This window comes from Algisphaera agarilytica (genome assembly GCF_014207595.1).
In the GTDB taxonomy this organism is placed as follows: Bacteria; Planctomycetota; Phycisphaerae; order Phycisphaerales; family Phycisphaeraceae; genus Algisphaera; species Algisphaera agarilytica.
Genome location: NZ_JACHGY010000001.1, coordinates 1,435,706 through 1,456,570, shown reverse-complemented (window position 1 = coordinate 1,456,570; position 20,865 = coordinate 1,435,706). Strand labels below are relative to the sequence as shown.

Sequence of the window (20,865 nt, the reverse complement as noted above, 5' to 3'; positions counted from 1 at the left end):
AACCCTAGCGTGTTGAGTACGTTTCCGGGGCTTCCCCGAGCGTCAGACCCTGCCACCCGAGGCCCTGCTGTGACGGAGGGTGGGCAGAGTCCCTCGCTCACGCTTCGGGCTCGGATCGGTGGATTGAATCAGAGCGTGAAGCGTCAGCGAGCGCACCCCGGCTGGCAACGTTCGACGACCGCCACCAATTTCGTCAAACCCAAACGTCGATTTCACCGCAACCGCGTCTATCATTGTTGCAACATGCAACCGCTGCCCCCCGCCAAATGTCTTGCTGTGCTGTTGGTCCTCGCCCCGCTCCTGCTGGCCGCGGGGTGTACCGCGCCGGTCCAGGTCTCGGCCCTGGATTCCTACGGCCAGCCGGGGCTCACCCCGCACTACAACCACGTCCCCGCCGACCTCGCCGACGAGATCGACGCGCCCGAGCTGATCGACACGCTGCGTCGGGCCAAACGTGTCGATGGGCTGCTGCCCTCGTTGGCTTCGCAGCGCTACCTCGATGCCGCGGAGATGGCCTACGGCCTGATCACCGATCCCCAGACGCCCGAAGACGACCGGGAACTCATCATCGCCGAGTTCTATAACCGCGCGGTGGCGGGCTACATCCGCAACGCCCCGCCGAACAAGGCAGACAGCCGCGTCGAGTTTGATGCCCAGGCCTTCGCGGGCACCGACCCGCAGGACTGGACCGCCCCGGACTACTTCGCGTCGTACACGCCCGCCGCGGATGTGCGCATAGAAGGCCTGCGCGAACACCACGTGCACCACGGTTTCGGCGCCGCGCTGATCGCCTCACGCCCCAACGAACGCGATCAACCGATCGAAGCGCACTACCCGCCCGAGGGCATCGTCCGTCCGCTCACCGCGGTGCTGCACTTTGACAAGCCCGGCCAACCCCGCCTGGCGATCTACGACCCGCGCCGGGTTGCCGAGGTCGCCCTCCCGGTCGGCGAGAGCGACTCCGCCGAGGCCATGCGTTTGACGTTGGCCGCGGACTATTCCGCGCCGTACGCCGAGCTGCTCTCGCGCACGCAGGAGCTCGCCTCCCTCGGGTTCGCCGGGATGCTCGATCCCTCGGCCAGCGAGGACCGCCTGGGCATCTACCTGCTCGAACCCTACGACCCCGACAAGACCCCGCTCCTGATGGTCCACGGCCTGATGTCCACGCCCCTCACCTGGATCCAGGCGACCAACGATTTCTACAGCGACCCCGAGCTCCGCGAACGCTACCAGGTCTGGCACTTCCTCTACCCGACCGCGCCCTGCCCGTACTACTCGGCCTTCATGCTCCGCACCAAGCTCGACGAGATCCGCCTTGAGCTCGACCCCGAACTCGACGACTTCGCCACGCAGGACATCGTCGTCATCGGCCACTCCATGGGCGGCATCCTCACCCGCACCCTCGTGTCCGACGGCACCGAGAAAAACTGGTCCTTCGCCTTCACCGCGCCGCCCGAAGAACTCGAGGGCGACCCCGAGGTCATCCAGTTCATCCGCGACATCTACGTCTACGACCACCTGCCCTATGTGAACCGGGTCGTGTTCGTTGCGACGCCGCACCGCGGCTCGGAGTTCGCCACCAACCTCATCGGCCGGTTCGGCGAATCGTTGGTCCGGCTGCCCCAGGAGTGCGTCGACAACACCCGCACCGTCGCCCGGCTCAACCTCGACAAGCTCACCCCCGGCTACGGCCCGCTGCTGGTCAACGGCCCGCCGTCGTCCATCCGTACCCTCGAGCCGAGCTACCCCGGCTCCCGCGCGGTCGACGAAAGCCCGATCCGCGACGGCGTGATCTTCCACAGCATCATCGGCACCCGCGTCGACGACTACGCCGAGCTCGACGACACCTCCGACGGCATCGTCGAATACTGGTCGTCCCACCTCGACGGCACCGCCAGCGAAAAACTCGTTCCCGCCGGTCACAACGCCCACGACCACCCGGATGCGATTGCCGAGATCAAACGCATCCTCCGCGAACACGCCGGGATCCCGCACGAGGATTCAACGTTAGCCCAGGGTCAATGATCCCGGGCTAAGTTACGTTGTTGATCGGATATAGCCGTCGCCGGTTCGGTCCAAAGCCAGCACGAATTGCTCGGCCAAATCCTCCTCCAGCAGATAGACCTCTACAGATTCACTTCGATCTGGATCACCGAAGCGAAGCTTGATCCATTCCTGTGTCAGTGGCCTTGAACGCGCCGCCTGCCCCCGACTGCGCACGCTTTGGCTGACCAGCAAAATGATCCAACCGAGTGGGCCCGCGAATACCGCGATTAGAGTTACCAACGCCCCGAGGAACGTAACCTTTTCCTTGTATTCAGCCATGCGGTGGGCGGACAAAGGTTCGCAGGTCAGGTGTTTGAGATCGAATTGGATCCGCCTGAGGGTAATCCCAAGCAAGCGAGAACGGCATACACACCGCTGATCAAAACGATCAACCTGCACACTGAAGCTTCGGTGCATGCGTAGTGCGACGAGAAGTGCCAGGGAAACCGTAACGAGGAAAAGGCCTCCGGCAACGATCGAGATGCCCAAGGTGGTCTCGTCAGCTCGGGCGTAGCTTCCGGGAGCATGATCCAAAAACGCTCGGATGACTGCCCACACGCCGTGCGCGCAAACGGCAAGACCCGGGACGCCAATCAAACCAAAGATCAGCCCACTAATGCATCGCCGTTTAATGGAACGGTCGGTGATCGTCGGCCCGGCTTCATTTTCGTAGACGAAAACGGGGCGACTGGCCTCAATCGTGTGGGGTAGTCTCAGGGTTTCCGTGCGTCTCGGGTTTGTCATCGAGCCCCCCGGCGAGATTACTCGTCAATCCCCAAATCACTCTTCGTAAACAACGCCTCAAACGCAAACCCTTCGGCCTCGATGTTCTCGCGGGCACCCTCCTGCCGGTCGATGACGACGACGATCTTGGCGACGTCGACTTTCATCTCGTCGCGGAGGAGCTTGGCGGCTTCGATGGACTGGCCGCCGGAGGTGGCGATGTCTTCGGTGATGAGGACGCGGTCGCCTTCGTTGAGTTTGCCTTCGAACTGCTTGGCGGTGCCGTAGTCTTTCTTGGCGTTGCGGATGAGCACCATGGGCAGGCCGGTGGCCATGGCGGCGGCGGTGACCAGCGGGATGCCGCCGAGCTCGGGGCCCGCGAGGCGGTCGATGCCTTTGTCGTCGGCCTTGATCACCTCGGCGAACTTCTCGCCCAGGGCCGCGAGGATGTCCGGCTGGGTCTCGAAGAGGTACTTGTCGAGGTAGTACTTGCTCTTCCGGCCCGAGCGGAGGGTGAAGTCGCCGTGCAGCAGGGCGGTGTCGCGGATGCGTTCGATGAGTTGGTCGTGGGTCATGGGGGTAATTTAGCGATTTGGTGATTTCGTGATGGGACGTGAACCGTTTAGCGGGCGATCGCAGATCGCCGTGGGGCGTGGCGGCAATAGGATCCCTCGAGCGCGGATCTACGATCCGCGGCTAAACGTGAAATATTCGATCATTCAATCGCCAAGTCGCTAAATTAAGGGGCCATGCCCCGCAACCTCCGCGACAAAGTCATCCTCATCTCCGGTGCCAGTGCTGGCATTGGCAAGGCCACGGCCCTCGCCTGCGCGTGGGAGGGGATGAATGTTTCGATCTTCGCCCGCCGGGCCAGCAAGCTCCAGGGCGTCGCCAAGCAGGTCTCGGACCTCAACCAGCGGGCCCACTTCTTCACCGGCAACATCGCCAACCCCGAGGACGTCAAGGCCTGGGTCAGCGAGGCGTATGACACCTTCGGCCGGGTCGACGCGGTCTACGCCAACGCGGGCTACGGCTTCATCACCCCGGTCATGGACATGACCCTCACCGAACACCGCGCGATGTTCGAGGTCAACTACTTCGGCACCGTGCACCTCTTGCGGCAAGCGATGCCCTACCTAGCGAACACCGAGGACGGGCTGAAGCACATGCTCGTGTGCTCTTCGTGCCTGAGCGAGGTCGGCCCGCCGGGGTCGGGGGTGTACGCCGCGACCAAGGCGGCGCAGGACATGCTCGCCCAGTCGATGCGGGCCGAGCTGGCGGGCGAGGGGTTCAGCGTGACGTCGGTCCACCCCGTGGGCACGAAGACCGAGTTCTTCGAGCAGGCCAAACGGCAGACGCCGGACGAGCACGCCGACCGAATCGAGACGCCGAGCTTCCTGATGCAGACGCCCGAGCACGTGGCGAAGCGGATCGTTGGATCGCTGAAGCGGCCCAAGGCCGAGGTCTGGCCGATGCGGACTGCGCGTTTTGCCGCGGCGGTCGCGACCGCGTTCCCGGGGTTCACCGCGTGGGCGCTGCGCCGGGGCTACGAGAAGAAGACCGCCAAGGCCGCGAGCGCGGCGCAGCGTTCGGGTGATGCCGAGCCGACGAAAGGACCGTGATGGACGTAGAAAAACTCTTGAGCGACAACCTCGGTGCCTTGGCCGAGCTGACCCAGGCGATGCCCGCGCTCGGCCCGGCGCTGCTCGATGCGACCGCGTTGCTCGAGGCCTCGCTCACAACCGGCGGCAAGCTGCTGTGCTGCGGCAACGGCGGCAGCGCCTGCGACTCGGCCCACTTCACCGCCGAGATCGCGGGGCGCTACAAGATCGAGCGCAAAGGCTTCCCCGCGATCGACCTCACGGCCGACCACTCGATCCTCACCGCGCTCATCAACGACTACCCCCCCGAGCAGGTGTTCGCCAAGCAGGTCATCGCCCAGGGCACCGCGGGCGACGTCTTCGTCGGCTTCACCACCTCGGGCAACTCGCAGAACGTCAAACTCGCCCTCGACGCGGCAAAAGCGGAGGGTTTGAAAACGATCGCTTTCCTCGGCAAGGGCGGCGGGGTGTGCAAGGGCTTGGCGGATGTCGAACTACTCGTGCCGAGCGACGTGACCGCCCGCGTGCAGGAGATGCACCTGATGCTGTACCACACGATCTGTGAGGCGCTGGATCCGGTGTTGGCGGCGTTGGACTGAATCAGACGCCGAAGGCGCTGGGGATAGACGCGATCAGGCTCGGCCGGGCGATGATCAACGCCAGCCCCAAGCCCGCCACGGCGTAACGCGCCAACCGCCAACCGCGTCCGCCTCGGCCCAGCGCCGCTTCCAACGCCATCAACCCGCCCAGCAATACGAACACGCAGAGTACGCGCATCAACGCGGTGCGGTCCATCAGCGCGGCGCGGGCCTGGTAGAGCGCTTGGCCTTGCAGGTCGCGCATCTCCAGTTGTTCGTCCACCGCGTCGGGGGTGACGCCCGTGGCTTGCAGCGCCGCGAGCATCGAGGCGGTCTCTTCTTCGAATTCGATGATCTGCTGGGTGGCCGGCCCGCCGCCGAAGAGCGACGCTTGTGCTTTGGGGGCGACACGCCCGAGCACCGCGGGCCCGAGCAGGATGCCCAGCAGGAGGCCGGCCGCCAGGATGTAGAGTTCGGTGGGCCCGGGGTGGTGGGGCGTGGAAGATTCGGGTGATTGATCGTTTGTCACGCAAGTAATTTAGCGATTTGGCGATTTCGCGATTGGGTGATTGCCGGACGCAAGCGTTGGCGTCGTGGGGCTTGGATTATCAATCGCACAATCACGCAATCGTCAAATCGCTAAATTACCTCTATGGCCACCGAACGCATCGTTACTGCCGCCTCGACCGACCTGAACGAAGAGACGTTCAACCTGTCGCTGCGCCCGCAGACCCTCGACGACTACGTCGGCCAGCCCGCCCTCGTCGAGAAGCTCAAGATCACCCTCGAAGCGGTCAAGCAGCGCAGCGAGCCGATGGAGCATGTCCTCCTCCACGGACCGCCCGGCCTGGGCAAGACCACGCTCTCCCACATCATCGCCAACGAGATGGGCACCCACGTCACGGTGACGGCCGGGCCGGCGCTCACCAAGGGTGGCGACCTGGTCGGCACGCTGACCAAGCTCCAGCGTGGCGACGTCCTGTTCATCGACGAGATCCACCGCTTGCCCGCGGCGGTCGAAGAGTTCATCTACCCGGCGATGGAAGACTTCAAGATCGACTTCACCATCGACACCGGCATGCACGCCAAGACCATCCCGATCACGCTCAAGCCGTTCACGTTGATCGGCGCGACGACGCGGGCGGGCCTGCTGTCCGGGCCGATGCGGTCGCGCTTCGGGATCACGCACAACCTCGAGTTCTACAACCACGACGACCTGCTGAGCATTTTGCAACGCAGCGCGAATCTATTGGGCCTGACCCCCTTAGCCCCCGGCTCTGCCGGGGGGCCTCGGGGTGTTGAAGCGAACCCCCCGGCAGAGCCGGGGGCTAAGGGGGAAGTGATCGAAGCTTTGGCGACGATCGCCGACCGCTCGCGCGGCACGCCGCGGATCGCCAACCGTTTGCTCCGCCGGGTGCGCGACTTTGCGCAGGTGAAGGCCGATGGCAACCTCACGCCCGAACTCGTGAACGATGCGCTCAAACTCGAAGGTGTCGATCACCTCGGCCTCGACGAGATCGACCGCAAGTACCTCACCGTCATCGGCACGACCTACGAGGGCGGCCCCGTCGGGCTCGAAGCGGTGGCGGCAACACTGGGCGAGGATTCGGGGACGCTGGAATCGATGGTCGAGCCGTACCTACTGCAGATCGGGTTTTTGGCGCGGACGCGCAAGGGCCGGATGTTGACAAAGGCCGGGGCCGAGCACGTGGGCGTGAAGTTCCGCCCGGCGGAGGATGCGTCGGCGGATGGCGGCGACGGGCTGTTCTGAAAATTGTTCCGAAGTCCGTGATGCCGGGTAGCCGCTGCCTACGATAGGTCGATCTTTGTAACCCCACGTCTTGTGTAACGCCGTGACCCGCGGCACCCCCGGCGACTCGCCGGGGGCTAACGTTCAGCCCTGGAATCTCAATATGAACACCACGCTCCGATCCCTCGCCACCCTCGTGCTTGCCCTCGGCCTGATCACCCCCGCATGGGCCGACCCCGGTGAAAAGGTCGCGCAGCGCTACGGGATCGACCAATGGGATCAGATCGCTTCGATCGAGTTCACCTTCAACGTCAAACGCCCCAACGGCGACACCACCGCGCGTGGCTGGGTTTGGAGACCTCATCTAGGTGAGGTCGAGCGCGTCATTGAGAAGGGCGAAGGGGATATCGAGGTTTTCACATTCAACTTGCAAGACACTCAAGACCTTGAAGTTCAAGCCACCAAGCAGGCCCATCGCCAGTTCATCAACGATTCCTACTGGTTCCTCTTCCCCTTCCAACTCGTGTGGTCGGATCCGACGGTGACCGATGAGGGAACTGCCGCGCTACGGATCGGTGAAGGGCAAGCCACCAAGTTGATCACCCAGTGGCCCGAGGTGGGCGGCTACACCCCCGGCGACGCGTACGACCTGTACCTCGGCGAGGACGGCCTCATCCAGCAGTGGGTCTTCCGCAAGGGCGGCAAGACCGACGGCGGCTTTGCGACCACGTGGGAAGAGCACAAGCAGCTCGGCCCCATCATCGTGTCGCTGGACCACTACAGCGGCAACCGCGAGTTCCGCCTGTTCTTCACCGACGTGAAGGCCACGCTTGTCGACGGCACGGTCGTCGAGCCACAGCCGATCGCCGAACCCTGAGCCGGGGCCGACGTATGAATCTTGTGAAGTGGCGAAAGAGCCCCAACCCGTCACACGCCTCGGCGTGCCTGGCGTTTGCCGCAATGCTCGGCGTCGCAGGCTCGGTGTGCGCCCAGTCCACGGCCTTCGGCCCGATGCAAGTCGTCGGCCAGATCGAAGCCCCCGCCATCAACGAGAGCAGCGGCCTCGCCGCGGCCCGCGCTCCCGGCAATGAAGGGCTCTTCTGGACCCACAACGACTCGGGCGACAAGCCTCGGCTGTTCCTCATCGACGGCACCGGCGAACTCCAGGCCGAGTACCAGGTCGATGCCCCGTTCGCGACCGACTGGGAAGACATCGCCTCGTTCGAGCTCAACGGCGAGCCGTACCTCTTGGTGGGCGATGTGGGGGACAACGCCCACAAACGCCAACGCGTCACGCTTTGGCTCATCCCCGAGCCGTCGTTCGATCCCGATCGGCAGTCCGCGTTTCCGCTGAAGATGGAGCCGCTGCGCCGTATCGATTTCACCTACGCCGACGGCCCGAAGGACTGCGAGTCGATCGCGTTCGACCCGGCGAGCAACAACATCGTCATCGTCACCAAGGTCGACCCGCGTCGCCTGCCGGTGGGCTATGCGGGGGTGTACTTCCTGCCGCTGCCTGCCGAGAGTTCGAGTGGCCTGGACGAACCCATCGTGGTGGAACGCGCCGCGAACCTCTCGCTACGCATCACCGTGGGCATGGACATCGCCCCCGACAGCCGACGCGCCATCGTCGCCACCTACGGCGACGCCTGGCTGTACACCCGCAACGAAAACCAATCCTGGGTCGACGCCTTCCAACAAGCCCCCGAGCAGATCGCCCTGGGTCCCCGCGGCCAGAGCGAAGCTATCGCGTTCGACGCCAAGGGCGAGTCGATCTATCTCACCGCCGAGGGTGTGGGCAAGCCGTTTTGGCGCGTTCCGCGCGTCGAACGTGAGTGATGAGTGACGAGTGAACAGTGATGAGTGCCTTTACTCATCACTCGTCACTGTTCACTCATCACTCGGTCTCCGTCACACGGAGACCGCGTACGACACGATTAGATATGCGAAGTACATCGCCACGAGTGGGACGCCCATCCACTTGGAGAACGAACCCTTGGACGAGGCGAGCGCGATGCAGCCGCGGAAGTAGAAGAGCATGATGAGCATGGTCGGCAACATGACCAGCAGGATGATCGCGGGCATCTCCGCGCTCAGGTCGATCAGCGGGAGCGGGGCGGCACAGGCCGAGACGCCGATGACGAACAGGACGTTGAGGATGTCGGCCCCGATGACGTTGCCCACGAGCAATTCGGGGTGGCCCTTGCGGATGGCGGTCAGGCCCGTGACGAGTTCGGGGAGGCTGGTGCCCAGGGCGACGATGGTCGAGGCGATCACGGCGTCGGGGACGTTCCAGCGTTCAGCGACGATCGTGACCGAACCGACGAGCAGGTCGCCCGAGGCGATGACCAGGGCGAGGCCGGCCAGCCCCATGCCGAAGAGCAGGCCCAGGCCGCGCTCGGCGTGGATCTCGTGGTCGGTGTGGACGGTGCCGTCGGTTTCTTCGACGACGTGCGGCTCGCCGCTGGGGTGGGCGCGGGCCCATTTGATGGAGATGGCCAGGTACCCGACGAGCAGCACGACGAAGCCGATACCCGCGATGCGGGGGATGGTGGCGTCGTTGCCCTGGATGGCCCAGAGGAAGTAGCAGAGCCCGGCGAGGATGACAGCACTGCCGACCTGCACCCAGCCTTGGCGGGAGAGGACGAACTTGTCGGCGGGGAGGCGGGTCATGAGGCAGCCCAGGCCGAAGATCAGGCCGGTGTCGGCGATGATCGAGCCCACGCCGTTGCCGATCGCCAAACCCGCGTCGCCGTTGAACGCCGCGAGCACGCTGACTGCGGCTTCGGGGGAGGTGGTGCCCAGCGAAACGATCGTTGCGCCGACGACCACCTCGGGCATGCCCAGCTTCTTGGCGATGCCCGCGGCCCCTTCGACCAGCCAGTCGGCCCCCTTGATCACGACCGCCATCGCGAACGCGGCGAGGACCAGCAGCACCACCACTGACTGCTCCTGCAGCCAGTGTTCAATCCCGGCGGGCATCAGCGAGGCGGCGATGGGGGTGAGCGTGTTAGGCATGGGCCGGATGATAGATCATTTGGGGATTTTGCGATTGCGTGATTTGGCGATTTGGCGATTGAAAAACCGCGAAGTTGGGACGGGGGTTCGTGGAGGTGCGCAAGGTTTAGCGGCGGATCGCAGATCCGCGTTCGGGGTGGCCGCGGCGGGGTTGTGGGTTTCGGTCAACCGACACGGCGATCTTGGATCGCCCACTAAACGATCGAAGAAAATCACCAAATCACCAAATCACCAAATCACTAAACGAGCAGCCCGCCTTCGAGCATCTGCACGATCTCGTCTTCGCTGCACATCAGCTCGACGCGTGAGCGGAGTTGGGTGTGCAGGTCGTCGCGGCCGGCGTGCTTGGCGGCGGTGGCGAGCATGGCGTGGAGCGCGCCGCACTGCGGGGCGGGCATCAACTCGGCGAGCTGGGTCTTGTGCTCCAGGCCTTTGAGGGTTTCCTCGTTCTGGCCGACCAGCAGTTCGTAGCGGGTGCGCAGGGCCATGCGTTGGAGCGCTTCGGTCAGGCCCAGCGGGGTGTGGGCGAGTTCGACCAGAGCGAGCCAGGCACCGGTCGCGTCGCGGAGTTCGAGGCGGGCTTCGGTGAGCAGCAGCAGGAGTTGTCCCCGGTGGGCCGCGGCGGGGCCGGGGCGGGGGGTGGTGAGCAGGGTCTGGGCGATCGCGGACGACTCGGTGAAGTTCTGCTGGCGGTGGCGCAGCACCGCCTGGCGGTGGGTGAGCATCAGCCGGACCCAGCGCGGCAGCGCCCGCTTGTTCATGAGGTTCGCCAGCGCGGTCTCGCCCGCCGGGGGGTTGCTCTCCAGCACGGCCGACAGGCTCGGCAGGGTTTGGGCGACCTTCGCCCCGGTGACGTTCAGCGCGAGCCAGGCCAAGATCATGAAGACGATCAGCACCGCCTTCATGGCCGAGCTGCCCGGGCCGAACGAGAGCAGCAAGAAGAACGCGAAGAACAGCCCGGCCAGCGCCGCGGTACGCAGCGCCGCATCAATCGCCAGCTCGCGCTGCAGGCGTGACGGCGAGAAGGGCGGCAGCCGACGCGCCGGGGCAGACGGCGAACCGCTGGGCGTCGGCGCTTGTTCGGTGGGCGTGGGGTCGGCGTCAATCACGGGGCACCCCCACGATCTCGTCCCGGATTTCGGGGAAGCGTGCCCGCAAGGCGGACGCGGGCAGCAGCGTGGTGGCGCGTTGCCACCAGGTCTGGGCGAGGCTGGCGTCGTTTCGTTCGGGGTCGTTGCGTTGGGCGTGGCACCACGCGAGCAGCGCGTGGCCATAGCCCGCTTCGACGCCCAGGGGGCGCAGCGCTTCAACCAGGCCGTCCGATTCGTCGATCGCCTCGGCGTAGTGGGCGGTCTGCACCGACTGGAAGAGCAACGCGAAGCGGTAGGACGCGCCGATGGGCGTCTTGGCCAAGGGCTCGACCGGCCCGCGCAGCCGACGCAGCGCGTCGTCCGCGTCGCTGAGCTGGTGGGTGAACAGCGACGCGATGGCCCGCTGCACCTTTAGGTGGATCGCGCCGGGGTGATCCTTGGGCAGGTCGTTGAGCAGGCGGTCGTAGGCGACGATCGCGGTTTCGTAGGCCCCGACGTTGTCGAGCGCATGGGCTAACACCGCCACGGCCCGGTGCTGCTGGGCGGGCAGGTGCACCAGCTCGGGGATAAGCCGCCAGGCGCTGCGCAGCGCGGGGCGGTGGTGGCGGAGGGTGGCGAGTTCCTGGGCGCGGGACAGGCGTCGTTCGAAGCTGCGCCGTGCCAAGAGTTTTTGTCGGCCGAAGAGCAGTATCCCCACGAGCGCGAGCCACGGCAGCAGCCACGCGGCGGGGCCTTGCAGCACCACGGCCAGCAGGACCACGCCGCCCAACACAAACAGTGGCGCCCGCCGGGCCCAGGGCGAGGGGGCGATCGCGGCGTGGCGTTGCAGGTGCGCTTCGAGCGCTTCGGGCGTGGGGGCACGCCAGGCCGGCGGCGCGGCATCGGGTGCGGGGGGAGTTGCGGGGTTCATTCGGCCAGCAGGAGTTCGAGGTCGGCTTGCAGTTGTTTGATGCCCTCGGGGAGCAGGCCGTCGTAGTAGCCGCGGACCATGCCCTGGCGATCGACCAGGACGACTTTGCCCGAGTGCAGGATCGGGTTGGCCGGGTCGTCGGGCGTGTCCTGGACTTCGAGCTTGAAGCCATTGATCGACAGGTCCCAGATCGCCTGGCGCTGCCCGGTGAGGAACAGCCAGTCGGACGGCGGGGCTTCGATCGCCTCGGAATACTCGGCGAGCACTTCGACGGTGTCGTGCTCGGGGTCGAGGCTGAAACTCACCAGCCGCAGGTCACTACGCTTGGGGTGGTCGGCGAGATCGGCATTGAGGCCCTGCATGTTGGCGGACAACATCGGGCAGATGCCGGGGCAGCTGGTGAAGAAGAAGTCGGCCGCCCAGACCTGGCCGAGCAGGTCGTCGCGGGTGACGGTTTCGCCCGCTTGGTTGGTGAGGGTGAAGTCGGGGGCGGGCCAGAGTTCGGGGAGGGCCTCCGCTTCCAGCGAAATCATTTGGGCTCGGTGTTTTTCATATGCCCGGTCCATAATCGGCGGGAGTATGAACGCCAGAAGTAACGCTGCAAGAAGTAGAGAAATCCCTGTGGAAAGTAGTAGTTTTCGTATTGCTCGGTTCACGCCTTCCCCGCTTTCGACGCCAGCTTCGTCGCCCCCGCCACGGCGGCGATCGTCGCGATCACCATGAGCACGGCCGCGATCCAGTTGGACATGCCGATGCCCACCGCGTCGTCACCCTGCAGCGCCCAGGCAAACGTCGTGTTGCCATAGGTCAGCGGGTTGGCGTACATCACCCACTTCATCGGCCCCGCGGTCTCGACGGGGAATACCGCACCGCATAAAAACCACATCGGCATCAGCAGCAGGTTCATGATCGCGTGGAACCCGGCGGTCGAGTCCATCGGCCAGGCGATCAGCAATCCCAGACCCGTCAGCCCGACCGCGATGACAAACATCACGCCGACGGCGGCGACGAGGTTCACCACGCCCGGCCAGGCGAAGAACACGCACCAGATCGCCAGCAGCACCACGCCCTGCACTGTCGCGATGCTCGCCCCGCCCAGCACCTTGCCCAGCACGATCGCCCACCGCTTGGCGGGCGACGCGAGCACGCCCTGCAGAAAACCTTCCTTGCGGTCTTCGATGACGGAGATCGTCGAGAAGATCGCGGTGAACAGCACCATCATCACGACCATGCCGGGGAAGAAGAATTCGAGGTAGCCGATGCCGTCCGCTGCTTCGGTGCCCGTTTCGCCGGGGGTGCTTCCGGGGGAGACGCGGAAGGTCTCGTTGAGCCCCAGGCCCAGCAGCAGCCAGAAGACCACGGGGGTGGCGACCGCGCCGATGACGCGGTTGCGCTGCCGGAAGAACCGCTTGACTTCGCGTTTCCACAGCGCGGCCACCGCGGGCCAGGTCACGTCGCGCCCCGCGTCGCCGGGGGTGTCGGCGGGCGTGGGGCTGGACATCGGGGGGGAAGACACAGGGACTTGAGCCGTACTCATCGGGGCATTTTAGGGCATCGCTTGTCGCGTTGGCGTCGTCGGACAAAGCCGGAAAATTTTTTCCGGTTCGTGCATCCGCACGCCCTCGGCCCGCGAAACCACCCTCGGCGTTGCAACCCGCTGTGGAATGAACCGAAACCCTCCCCTGATCCCAAGGAACCCGACCCATGAAAGCTCTTAGCCTCTCCGGAATCGCTCTCGCCCTCGCCGCCACCTTCGGCCTGACCGCCAACACCGTCCTCGCCGGCGACAGCGGATGTGAATACGGCAACAAGGCCGCCAAGGCCGACATCGTCGACACCGCCGTCTCGGCGGGCACGTTCAACACGCTCGTCGCCGCGGTGCAGGCCGCCGACCTCGTGGACACGCTCAAGAGCGAAGGCCCGTTCACCGTCATGGCTCCGACCGATGAAGCCTTCGCCAAGCTGCCCGAAGGCACCGTCGAGACCCTACTCAAGCCGGAAAACAAGGACCAACTCGTTGCGATCCTGACCTACCACGTGATCCCTGCCAAGGCCAAGGCCGAGGACGCACTGAAGATGGGTGAAGCGCCCACCGTCCAGGGCGGAACCCTCGGCTTCGCCGTGGTTGATGGCCAAGCCCAGGTCAACGGCATCAACATCGTCGCCACCGACATCAAGACCAGCAACGGCATCATCCACGTCATTGACCAGGTGCTGCTGCCCGAAAGCGCTGAGTAATTGAGTATCGACCCCATCCACAGCCTGTCCGTCCCTCCAGGCGGCAGGCTGTTTTTGCTTCGCAGAAGTTGCCTGCTTTTCCAAACGCGGGCCAGACGACGGCCATGAATCTAACGCTGAGCCCATCCCGCCCCGACGGCCTAGACTTGGAAGTCGTGCCGCAACCGGGCCGACCGCTCCAGACCATGGATCAGACCGCCCCCAACCCGATCACCGCCGAGCCACCCCTGCTCCCGCAGGTCGCCCGGGGTGATCGTGAAGCGATCAACGCCTGCCTCGAAAAGTATCGTGGCCTGGTGTGGAGCCTGGCCCGACGGGTGTTGGGCAATCGGCCCGAGGCCGAAGACGCGGTCCAAGAGGTGTTCATCGAGTTGTGGCAGAAGGCCGACCGGTTCGACCCGAGCAAAGGCAAAGAAGCCACCTTCATCGCGGTGCTCACCCGTCGGCGTCTGATCGACCGGCTGCGGCGGACCCAAGCCCGGCCCGACGGCCAGCCCGCCGAACTCTCCGAGGCGTCTACCGCCGCGTCGTACGACCAAGGGCCGACCGCGGCGTTGGAGCTCTCCGACGAGGTTCGCTGCATCCACGCCGCGATGGCCGAGCTCAAGCCGCCTCAGCCCGAGGTGCTTCGTTTGGCCGTGTGTGACGGGCTGACCCACCAGGAGGTGGCGGAACGGCTCGAAATGCCGCTGGGCACGGTAAAATCGCACGTCCGCCGGGGTTTGATCCGGCTGCGTGAGGCTCTGGCCGAGCGAGAACACGAGGGGGTGACGCCGTGAGCGAATCCAACCCCACCCCGCCTGCGAACCCAGAATCGGAGCGTCTGCTCGACCTGTTGGCCGACCATACGCTGGGGCTGCTGACGCCCGACGTGAATCACGAGATGACCCGTTTGCTCGAAGACCATCCCGAACTGCAGGACGACGCGCTCGAAGAAGCCGCGGCGTTGCTGTTGGTTGCCGAGGCGGTGCCTTCGTCGGGCCAAGCGGAGTTGCCTGCGGGCTTGTCCGACAAACTCGCCGCGGATGCCGAGCGATTTATTCAACCCGCTCCTGCCGCCCAACCCGAACCCACTCTCCCCGACACGTTGAACACGCAGAACAACCGCGGCGTGTTGGCGTTCATCGGCGGGGCGGTGATCGGAGCCGTGGCGGCGTCGATCCTGGTGGCGTTGATCCTCACGACGGCCCCCGAGGCACCGGTCGAGGTCACGCCGCTCGCCGCCGACGAGCAGTACTTGGAATTCATGCAAGCAACCGCCGACGTCGCCGAGTATCCCTGGACGATCACCGAGCCCGGCTACGAACAGGTCACCGGCCAGGTCGCTTGGAGCGGAACCACCCAGGGCGGTTACATGGTGCTCGACCAACTCCCCGCCAACGACCCCGCCACCGCGCAGTACCAGCTCTGGATCGTCGACCCCACCCGCGACGCATTCCCCGTCGACGGCGGCGTCTTCAGCGTGGCGGACCACGTTGCGCAAGACGGCAAGGCCTACGTGCCCATCGACGCCAAGCTCCGCGTCGATCAGCCCGCCGCGTTTGCGATCACCCTCGAACAGCCCGGCGGCGTTGTTAAATCCAACAACGCCCTGCTGGTTGTGGCGGCGGTTGAGTAGTTGCCGGGTTGACTTCATCGCCGTTTTTTTCTGAAGCGGCGAGTCAAACCCCAATTCGCCACCTATCGTCCGATTGCAACGCACAACACGTAACTGATTCTGAAACCCAAGCGAAAGACTCTGATATGAAACTCCAACCCTTTACTCGTTTGTTTTCTATCGCCGCACTCGCAGTGGTCGCAGCGGTGATGACGGCACCCGCCGCCATGGCGTGCGGCGGCTGCGGCTGCTCGGCCAAGAAGGAAAAGCCTGCCGGGCCCAGCGGCGACATCGTCGAAACCGCCGCGTCCGCGGGTGTGTTCAACACCCTGCTCGCCGCCGCGGAAGCGGCCGGCCTCGTCGAGACGCTGCAGTCCGAAGGCCCGCTGACCGTGCTCGCCCCGACCGACGCGGCGTTCGCCAAGCTCCCCGAAGGTACTGTCGAGTCGTTGCTCGAGCCGGAAAACAAAGACCAACTCGTCGCGATCCTGACCTACCACGTCGTGCCCGGCAAGGTCGATTCGGCGGCCGCACTCGAAGCAGGGACCGCCACCACCGTGCAGGGCGGCGAACTCACCTTCTCGGTTGAATCTCACGGCGACCACGACCACGCCCAGGTCAACGGCGTCAACATCATCAAGACCGATATCGAAACCACCAACGGCATGATCCACGTGATCGACGCGGTGTTGCTCCCCGCCGAGTAAGCCCTCGCTCACAACCCGAAGTTCATCGATCGGCCGCACATCCTCCGGGGTGTGCGGCTTTTTTGTGGGTTGGTTGGCTCGGTTGGTGCGGCGACGGGTTACACTCATTCGCTCTGGGATTTACCTGTCTGCAAGGGATCAATATGCGTATTCAACGATCTTCGGTTTGGTGGTGCTCGGGTTTGGCGATCGCGTTGTCGGCCGCCGCGTTTTCGGTTCACGCCTTCGAGCCGTCGCCCGGTGATGCGGTGGAGGTGCGCGAGGGCGATATCTGGTCGCCCGCCGAGTTCATCAAGAAAGAGGGGCGTCGGCTGCAGATCCGCTACGACGACGGCACCGAAGAATGGATCACCGCCGACCGGCTGCGCGCGGTGGGCGGGGTTTCGGACGGGCCGGCCGCCACGCCCGAACGCGAAAAGCCGCGGCGGTTCCGTACCGGGCAGGAGGTCGAACTGAAAAGACACAGCCGATGGGTCGAGGCCGAAGTCAAACGCGCTTCGCCGCCGCTCTACCTGATTGCAACGAAGCAGGGCATTGGCGTGACGCAGTTCCACTGGGAGTGGGTCGACGCCCCACGTTTGCGTACCCCCGGCGAAGACCACGAGGGCCCGGATGTATTCAGTCAGTTCGGGCACAGCGTTCACAACGACTCGATCCGTGATTCGTTGCGCAAGGCCAAGGAAGCATTTGCCGACCACGAAAAGAAGGAATCCCAGACGACCCGCGACGACTCGGGCAAGCGCGACCCGTTTGCGCCGCCGCCGTTCGCCCACCCGGTTAGCGAGGCGGACCGCTTGGGCATGGAGATCACGACGGTGTCCCCGGGCCGATGGGGCGAGGTCTTGGTGGACCCCGCCGACGAGACGATCCAACGCCCGCGGACGCTTTCTTTGAAGTCGGGTGAGAACCGGTTTTTCGAGAAGCCTGTGGTGATGCAGATGTCCGGGACGCACGCCTTGGTGGTCATCGAAGACACGCCGCCCGGAAAGGCCACGACGATTTATGCCGAGAAGGTCGATATCGCTCGTGGGCGGGTCACGGGGGCGGTTGAGTTTGACGCGGCGGCTTTGCCCCGTGCTCTTTCGCCGGGCGGTGAACGCCTCGCCTCCGTGGCCAACGGGTTTCACATCGGCTCGAAGAACCGGCTGGATGTTTGGGATTGGTCAGCACGACAGCCTAAGCACCTGGTGAGTTTCGCCCCGTTTGACGATCGTCAGAAGTCTCAGGCGGATATCGAGCAGGTTTTGTTTGTCGATGCGGACACGGTGGTGGTGAGCAACCGCAGGGGCGTGGTGTCGGCTTGGGACGCTACGACGGGCCGCGGCCTCTGGGAGGTCAGCGGCCTGGATCAGGGCAGTGACGTCTTGGCCTTGACCCCCGGCGGCGAGTGGCTGGCGGCCTTGGCGGACGGACGCGCGGTGTTGCTCGACGTCCGGACCGGCGAGGTGGGCGCCACGCTGCCCGGTGCCGACTTCCGGGTGCGGTCGCTTTCGTTTTCGCCGGATGGACAGACCCTGGTGGCGGGCGGCCGGAATCTGGTCAAAGGGTGGGATCTGTTGAACCGCGTGTCTTGGCCCAGCATCGGCCTGCGGCCCGGGGAGTCGGGCCCGCCGGTTGCCGCCGATTCCGGGTTGGTGTTTGCGGGCGGCTGGGTCTACGACCTGAAAACGGGGCAGCCGATCTGGGGGTATGACATGGATCAGGACGGCGTGTCGCGGGTGAAGTTTGCCGCGCACGCGGGGTCGCTTGTGCGGATCGGCAAATCCACCGAACTCAAACGCGATGCGGGACCCGCCTTCGTGTTGACGGCCTGGCCGTTGCCCGGTCGGGCGGCTAAAGGGATCGACCAGGCCCGCGCCGGCATGGATTCCCCGACGATGCTCCTTCAGCCGGGCGACCGGGTGTCGGTGGATGTCTCGAAGGTCGAGGCCAGCGGTGCGGAGCGTGAAGCGATCAAGAACGCGCTGGTGGATCAGCTTGAAGGGCGCGGCGTTTTGGTGGCGGACGGACAGGCTGTCCGCGTCGTCGGGGTGACGACCACTGAATCGGAGCAACGCGTTTACGAGTCGCGAGGCAGAAATCCATTCGAGCCCGAGCTGACCAAGGTGGACGCCAAGACCCGAACCACCCGCCTGGCGATCGAGATCGATGGGCAGCCGGCCTGGGCGGTGACGTCGATGAGTCAGCCCGGCTGGTTGGTCACCCGGGAACAAGGCCAATCGGTTCAGGAAGCGGTCGATGCCTCGGCCCGCCACGACGCGGCGGGTTTCCTCAACCGCGTGAAACTGCCCGACCTCATCCCCGATCCGCGTGAGGCGCCCGAGGGCAGCACCGTGCTGTCTGACTGATTCCCCATGATCGGACCCACCGTGCCTGCGGGGGCGGCCACAGCGAATTGACGGGCAAACGCGGCTATAATCCCGCTCAATATCAAACGACACGCCCACGGATGGCCGATGTCGTGTTGACATCCCCCGCCTCCCCCCGCGAGGCCTCACCCGGCCCCGCGATCCGGATCAATTGGAAGGAACCCCCGCGATGAGCACGTTAGTCCCCATGGTGATCGAGAAGTCCGGCCGCGGTGAACGCGCCTACGACATCTACTCCCGTCTTCTCAAAGACCGCATCATCTTCATCAACGGGCCCGTCACCGACGAGATGACCCAGGTCGTCACCGCTCAGCTCCTGCTGCTGTCCAACGAAGACGACGACAGCGACATCCACTGCTACATCAACTCGCCCGGCGGCAGCGTCTCGGCTGGGCTCGGCATCTACGACACCATGCAGTTCGTCCGCCCCAAGGTCGCGACCTACTGCATCGGCATGGCGGCCTCGATGGGCTCGCTGCTGCTCATGGCCGGCGAAAAGGGCAAGCGTCACATCCTGCCCAACGCCCGCGTGCTGCTGCACCAGCCGCTGATGGGCGGCGTCATGCAGGGTCAGGCCACCGACCTGGGCATCCAGGCCCAGGAGATGATCAAGACCCGCAAGCGCCTCTACAAGATCATGGCCCACCACACCGGCCAGACCGAAGAGAAGATCGCCGAGGACTGCGAACGCGACTACTGGATCGACGCCGAGCAGTCGGTGGAGTACGGCGTGGTCGACAGCGTCCTCGAGCACCTGCCCGAAACCCAGGGCGGCTCGTCGTCCGACGACTGAGGCTGACCGGCGCCCGTCCCGACATCCCGTTAAGCAAGCCGCGGAGTTTCGCCCATGTGCACGTTTCGCCCCAACGCGTTGGCCTGGATCACACTCTCGGTAGCCGCGTTGCAGGTGGGCTGCTCCGCTCGCGTGGGCGGCGACGGCCGATCGCTGTCGCAGCACAACGATGAGCTCCGCCGGGATAACCAGGAACTCCGTCAACAGATCGATGAGACCCAGAAGCAGCTCGCGCTGCTCGAGAGTGAGCTGCGTGTCTATCGAGAAGACGCGGCCGGCTCGGGCGCGATCCCGGGCGCGGTAGCGCCGGTGTTTTCGGGCCTGGAGTTCGGGCGGTACTCCGGGCCGATCGACAGCAACGGCGACGGGACCGACGACGAGGTTCGGCTGTACATCAAGCCCACCGATCAGCGTGGCCGAACCCTGGTTGTGCCGGGCCAGGTCAAGGTGCAGCTGCTGGATGTCACCGGCGATTCGCCCGAGGTGTTGCTCGAAAAACTCTGGGAACCCGCCGACTGGGACGCCGCGTACCGCAGCGGATTCACCGGCGACCACTACTCGCTGACGCTTGCGTTAGCTGAAGAGTTGCTGGCCGACCGTGATACGCTCAACGTCGTGGTGCAGCTCACCGAAGCCACCCGCGGCACCTCCCGCGAGATCCAGGCGGTCTACCCGCTCCACCGCTGAGGCGACCGTGTCGGGCCGCGCGGTTGGGAAGGGGTGAGGGTTGTAACGATTGGGGAAGCTGCAGCCGCCCGGAAGACGGGGCGGGGGTTAAGTCTTTCAAGATTCGCGTCGATTTCAGGGGTAAGGCCGCGCGGCGGCTGGTTGGTATCAATCGCTATAGGAGGGGAGCCTCTTCATGATGAAGCAGACGAAACAACACGGGTTCACGCTGGTCGAAATCCTGATCGTGGTGGTGATCCTCGGCATCCTCGCCTCGATCGTCATCCCGCAGTTCAGCAGCGCGACCGCGCAATCCAAAGCGGTCGCCGCTTCGTCGATCGTTCGCACCGTGCAGTCCAAGATCTTCGAGGACTACGCCACCACAGGCTCGTACGCGACCACGCTCGACGGCGACTGGTTCGTCGAGGGCGCTCTGCCCAGCAACCCGCTGGCCCCCGAGCAGCAATCGCCGATCGTGAACTACGACACCAGCGCCGCCAGCGGCGACACCCACCCGTCCAACAAACTCGTCGGTACCGGCGGTGCGTTCTGGTACAACCCCAACAACGGCACGTTCCGTGCTCTGGTGCCCGCGCAGGACACCGAAGCGCTGACGCTCGAGCTCTACAACGCGGCCAACACGTCCGACGCCAGCACCCTCGCCTCGACGTCGGACTGATCGCTAGCCTCAGATATCTCAACGCACGTTAAGCGGGTGGCACAAAGTGCCCCCGCTTTTTTGCGTCATACCCGAAAGCCTTCGCAAAGCGTCTTCCGT

Annotated in this window: 22 protein-coding genes; 14 read left to right on the top strand and 8 right to left on the bottom strand. The window is 65.2% G+C overall.

Annotated features, from left to right (window positions below):
• Positions 1 to 243 precede the first annotated feature (243 nt).
• Positions 244 to 2,025 carry an esterase/lipase family protein gene (locus tag HNQ40_RS06170; protein ID WP_184677005.1) on the top strand — a complete coding sequence of 594 codons (1,782 nt, stop codon included), beginning with the start codon at positions 244 to 246 and terminating at the stop codon, positions 2,023 to 2,025.
• A gap of 12 nt (positions 2,026 to 2,037) precedes the next feature.
• Here HNQ40_RS06170 and HNQ40_RS06165 read toward each other — a convergent pair whose 3' ends face one another.
• Together HNQ40_RS06165 and pyrE are read right to left on the bottom strand one after the other, a co-directional pair.
• Positions 2,038 to 2,790: a hypothetical protein gene (locus HNQ40_RS06165; RefSeq protein ID WP_184677004.1), complete on the bottom strand. Its 753-nt coding sequence runs from the start codon at positions 2,788 to 2,790 to the stop codon at positions 2,038 to 2,040.
• A gap of 17 nt (positions 2,791 to 2,807) precedes the next feature.
• A complete protein-coding gene (gene pyrE / locus HNQ40_RS06160; protein ID WP_184677003.1) occupies positions 2,808 to 3,344 on the bottom strand; it encodes an orotate phosphoribosyltransferase in 537 nt (178 codons plus the stop codon).
• A gap of 174 nt (positions 3,345 to 3,518) precedes the next feature.
• Here pyrE and HNQ40_RS06155 point away from each other — a divergent pair, with 174 nt between their 5' ends.
• Both HNQ40_RS06155 and HNQ40_RS06150 read left to right on the top strand, forming a co-directional pair.
• Positions 3,519 to 4,391: an SDR family NAD(P)-dependent oxidoreductase gene (locus HNQ40_RS06155; RefSeq protein ID WP_184677002.1), complete on the top strand. Its 873-nt coding sequence runs from the start codon at positions 3,519 to 3,521 to the stop codon at positions 4,389 to 4,391.
• Positions 4,391 to 4,969 (top strand): D-sedoheptulose-7-phosphate isomerase, encoded by a 579-nt coding sequence (locus HNQ40_RS06150; RefSeq protein ID WP_184677001.1) that lies wholly within the window; start codon positions 4,391 to 4,393, stop codon positions 4,967 to 4,969. Before HNQ40_RS06155 ends, HNQ40_RS06150 begins: the two co-directional genes overlap by 1 nt.
• A 1-nt stretch (position 4,970) precedes the next feature.
• Here the strand turns inward: HNQ40_RS06150 and HNQ40_RS06145 are convergent, their stop codons facing one another.
• Entirely contained in the window at positions 4,971 to 5,477 is a 507-nt protein-coding gene (locus tag HNQ40_RS06145; protein WP_184677000.1) for a hypothetical protein, read from the bottom strand.
• A 123-nt stretch (positions 5,478 to 5,600) separates the two neighbouring features.
• On the opposite strand from HNQ40_RS06145, the gene ruvB reads away from it, so the two are divergent.
• The 3 genes from ruvB (at position 5,601) to HNQ40_RS06130 (ending at position 8,537) form a co-directional block, all read left to right on the top strand.
• Positions 5,601 to 6,719, top strand: a complete 1,119-nt coding sequence (ruvB, locus tag HNQ40_RS06140; RefSeq protein WP_184676999.1) for a Holliday junction branch migration DNA helicase RuvB — start codon at positions 5,601 to 5,603, stop codon at positions 6,717 to 6,719.
• A gap of 142 nt (positions 6,720 to 6,861) precedes the next feature.
• Positions 6,862 to 7,575 (top strand): hypothetical protein, encoded by a 714-nt coding sequence (locus HNQ40_RS06135; protein WP_184676998.1) that lies wholly within the window; start codon positions 6,862 to 6,864, stop codon positions 7,573 to 7,575.
• Positions 7,576 to 7,589: 14 nt separating this feature from the next.
• Positions 7,590 to 8,537, top strand: coding sequence for a hypothetical protein (locus tag HNQ40_RS06130; RefSeq protein WP_184676997.1), 948 nt, complete (start codon positions 7,590 to 7,592; stop codon positions 8,535 to 8,537).
• A gap of 72 nt (positions 8,538 to 8,609) precedes the next feature.
• Here the strand turns inward: HNQ40_RS06130 and HNQ40_RS06125 are convergent, their stop codons facing one another.
• From HNQ40_RS06125 to HNQ40_RS06105, 5 genes are all read right to left on the bottom strand, one after another.
• A complete protein-coding gene (locus tag HNQ40_RS06125; protein WP_184676996.1) occupies positions 8,610 to 9,716 on the bottom strand; it encodes a sodium:calcium antiporter in 1,107 nt (368 codons plus the stop codon).
• A 239-nt stretch (positions 9,717 to 9,955) separates the two neighbouring features.
• Complete coding sequence (locus tag HNQ40_RS06120) at positions 9,956 to 10,825, bottom strand: hypothetical protein (protein WP_184676995.1); 870 nt, start codon at positions 10,823 to 10,825, stop codon at positions 9,956 to 9,958.
• On the bottom strand, positions 10,818 to 11,717 hold the full coding sequence (locus HNQ40_RS06115; protein ID WP_184676994.1) for a hypothetical protein: 900 nt from the start codon (positions 11,715 to 11,717) through the stop codon (positions 10,818 to 10,820). The genes HNQ40_RS06120 and HNQ40_RS06115 overlap by 8 nt, the downstream gene beginning before the upstream one ends.
• The gene (locus HNQ40_RS06110) at positions 11,714 to 12,250 is read right to left on the bottom strand and encodes an SCO family protein (protein ID WP_184676993.1); all 537 of its coding nucleotides are present in this window, start codon (positions 12,248 to 12,250) and stop codon (positions 11,714 to 11,716) included. The genes HNQ40_RS06115 and HNQ40_RS06110 overlap by 4 nt, the downstream gene beginning before the upstream one ends.
• Positions 12,251 to 12,369: 119 nt before the next feature.
• The gene (locus HNQ40_RS06105; protein WP_184676992.1) at positions 12,370 to 13,254 is read right to left on the bottom strand and encodes an ABC transporter permease; all 885 of its coding nucleotides are present in this window, start codon (positions 13,252 to 13,254) and stop codon (positions 12,370 to 12,372) included.
• A 167-nt stretch (positions 13,255 to 13,421) separates the two neighbouring features.
• On the opposite strand from HNQ40_RS06105, the gene HNQ40_RS06100 reads away from it, so the two are divergent.
• The 8 genes from HNQ40_RS06100 (at position 13,422) to HNQ40_RS06065 (ending at position 20,766) form a co-directional block, all read left to right on the top strand.
• Positions 13,422 to 13,955, top strand: coding sequence for a fasciclin domain-containing protein (locus HNQ40_RS06100; protein WP_184676991.1), 534 nt, complete (start codon positions 13,422 to 13,424; stop codon positions 13,953 to 13,955).
• Positions 13,956 to 14,059: 104 nt separating this feature from the next.
• A complete protein-coding gene (locus HNQ40_RS06095; RefSeq protein ID WP_221435401.1) occupies positions 14,060 to 14,734 on the top strand; it encodes an RNA polymerase sigma factor in 675 nt (224 codons plus the stop codon).
• Positions 14,731 to 15,573, top strand: coding sequence for an anti-sigma factor (locus HNQ40_RS06090; protein ID WP_184676990.1), 843 nt, complete (start codon positions 14,731 to 14,733; stop codon positions 15,571 to 15,573). The genes HNQ40_RS06095 and HNQ40_RS06090 overlap by 4 nt, the downstream gene beginning before the upstream one ends.
• 206 nt (positions 15,574 to 15,779) lie before the next feature.
• Positions 15,780 to 16,259 carry a fasciclin domain-containing protein gene (locus HNQ40_RS06085; protein WP_184679188.1) on the top strand — a complete coding sequence of 160 codons (480 nt, stop codon included), beginning with the start codon at positions 15,780 to 15,782 and terminating at the stop codon, positions 16,257 to 16,259.
• A 143-nt stretch (positions 16,260 to 16,402) separates the two neighbouring features.
• Complete coding sequence (locus HNQ40_RS06080; protein ID WP_184676989.1) at positions 16,403 to 18,607, top strand: PQQ-binding-like beta-propeller repeat protein; 2,205 nt, start codon at positions 16,403 to 16,405, stop codon at positions 18,605 to 18,607.
• Between the two features lie 190 nt (positions 18,608 to 18,797).
• A complete protein-coding gene (locus tag HNQ40_RS06075) occupies positions 18,798 to 19,421 on the top strand; it encodes an ATP-dependent Clp protease proteolytic subunit (protein WP_184676988.1) in 624 nt (207 codons plus the stop codon).
• 54 nt (positions 19,422 to 19,475) lie between these two features.
• Positions 19,476 to 20,108: a hypothetical protein gene (locus HNQ40_RS06070; protein WP_184676987.1), complete on the top strand. Its 633-nt coding sequence runs from the start codon at positions 19,476 to 19,478 to the stop codon at positions 20,106 to 20,108.
• Between the two features lie 175 nt (positions 20,109 to 20,283).
• A complete protein-coding gene (locus tag HNQ40_RS06065; protein ID WP_184676986.1) occupies positions 20,284 to 20,766 on the top strand; it encodes a type IV pilin protein in 483 nt (160 codons plus the stop codon).
• Positions 20,767 to 20,865 lie beyond the last annotated feature (99 nt).

Bases quoted from the DNA above. Each gene is read 5' to 3' on its own strand.
- HNQ40_RS06065 (WP_184676986.1), top strand. From the start codon at position 20,284: ATGATGAAGCAGACGAAACAACACGGGTTCACGCTGGTCGAAATCCTG.
- HNQ40_RS06105 (WP_184676992.1), bottom strand. From the start codon at position 13,254: ATGAGTACGGCTCAAGTCCCTGTGTCTTCCCCCCCGATGTCCAGCCCC.
- HNQ40_RS06125 (WP_184676996.1), bottom strand. From the start codon at position 9,716: ATGCCTAACACGCTCACCCCCATCGCCGCCTCGCTGATGCCCGCCGGG.
- pyrE (WP_184677003.1), bottom strand. From the start codon at position 3,344: ATGACCCACGACCAACTCATCGAACGCATCCGCGACACCGCCCTGCTG.
- HNQ40_RS06100 (WP_184676991.1), top strand. From the start codon at position 13,422: ATGAAAGCTCTTAGCCTCTCCGGAATCGCTCTCGCCCTCGCCGCCACC.
- HNQ40_RS06075 (WP_184676988.1), top strand. From the start codon at position 18,798: ATGAGCACGTTAGTCCCCATGGTGATCGAGAAGTCCGGCCGCGGTGAA.
- HNQ40_RS06070 (WP_184676987.1), top strand. From the start codon at position 19,476: ATGTGCACGTTTCGCCCCAACGCGTTGGCCTGGATCACACTCTCGGTA.
- HNQ40_RS06085 (WP_184679188.1), top strand. From the start codon at position 15,780: ATGGCGTGCGGCGGCTGCGGCTGCTCGGCCAAGAAGGAAAAGCCTGCC.
- HNQ40_RS06110 (WP_184676993.1), bottom strand. From the start codon at position 12,250: ATGATTTCGCTGGAAGCGGAGGCCCTCCCCGAACTCTGGCCCGCCCCC.
- HNQ40_RS06150 (WP_184677001.1), top strand. From the start codon at position 4,391: ATGGACGTAGAAAAACTCTTGAGCGACAACCTCGGTGCCTTGGCCGAG.
- HNQ40_RS06165 (WP_184677004.1), bottom strand. From the start codon at position 2,790: ATGACAAACCCGAGACGCACGGAAACCCTGAGACTACCCCACACGATT.
- HNQ40_RS06080 (WP_184676989.1), top strand. From the start codon at position 16,403: ATGCGTATTCAACGATCTTCGGTTTGGTGGTGCTCGGGTTTGGCGATC.
- ruvB (WP_184676999.1), top strand. From the start codon at position 5,601: ATGGCCACCGAACGCATCGTTACTGCCGCCTCGACCGACCTGAACGAA.
- HNQ40_RS06115 (WP_184676994.1), bottom strand. From the start codon at position 11,717: ATGAACCCCGCAACTCCCCCCGCACCCGATGCCGCGCCGCCGGCCTGG.
- HNQ40_RS06135 (WP_184676998.1), top strand. From the start codon at position 6,862: ATGAACACCACGCTCCGATCCCTCGCCACCCTCGTGCTTGCCCTCGGC.
- HNQ40_RS06155 (WP_184677002.1), top strand. From the start codon at position 3,519: ATGCCCCGCAACCTCCGCGACAAAGTCATCCTCATCTCCGGTGCCAGT.
- HNQ40_RS06170 (WP_184677005.1), top strand. From the start codon at position 244: ATGCAACCGCTGCCCCCCGCCAAATGTCTTGCTGTGCTGTTGGTCCTC.
- HNQ40_RS06095 (WP_221435401.1), top strand. From the start codon at position 14,060: ATGAATCTAACGCTGAGCCCATCCCGCCCCGACGGCCTAGACTTGGAA.
- HNQ40_RS06130 (WP_184676997.1), top strand. From the start codon at position 7,590: ATGAATCTTGTGAAGTGGCGAAAGAGCCCCAACCCGTCACACGCCTCG.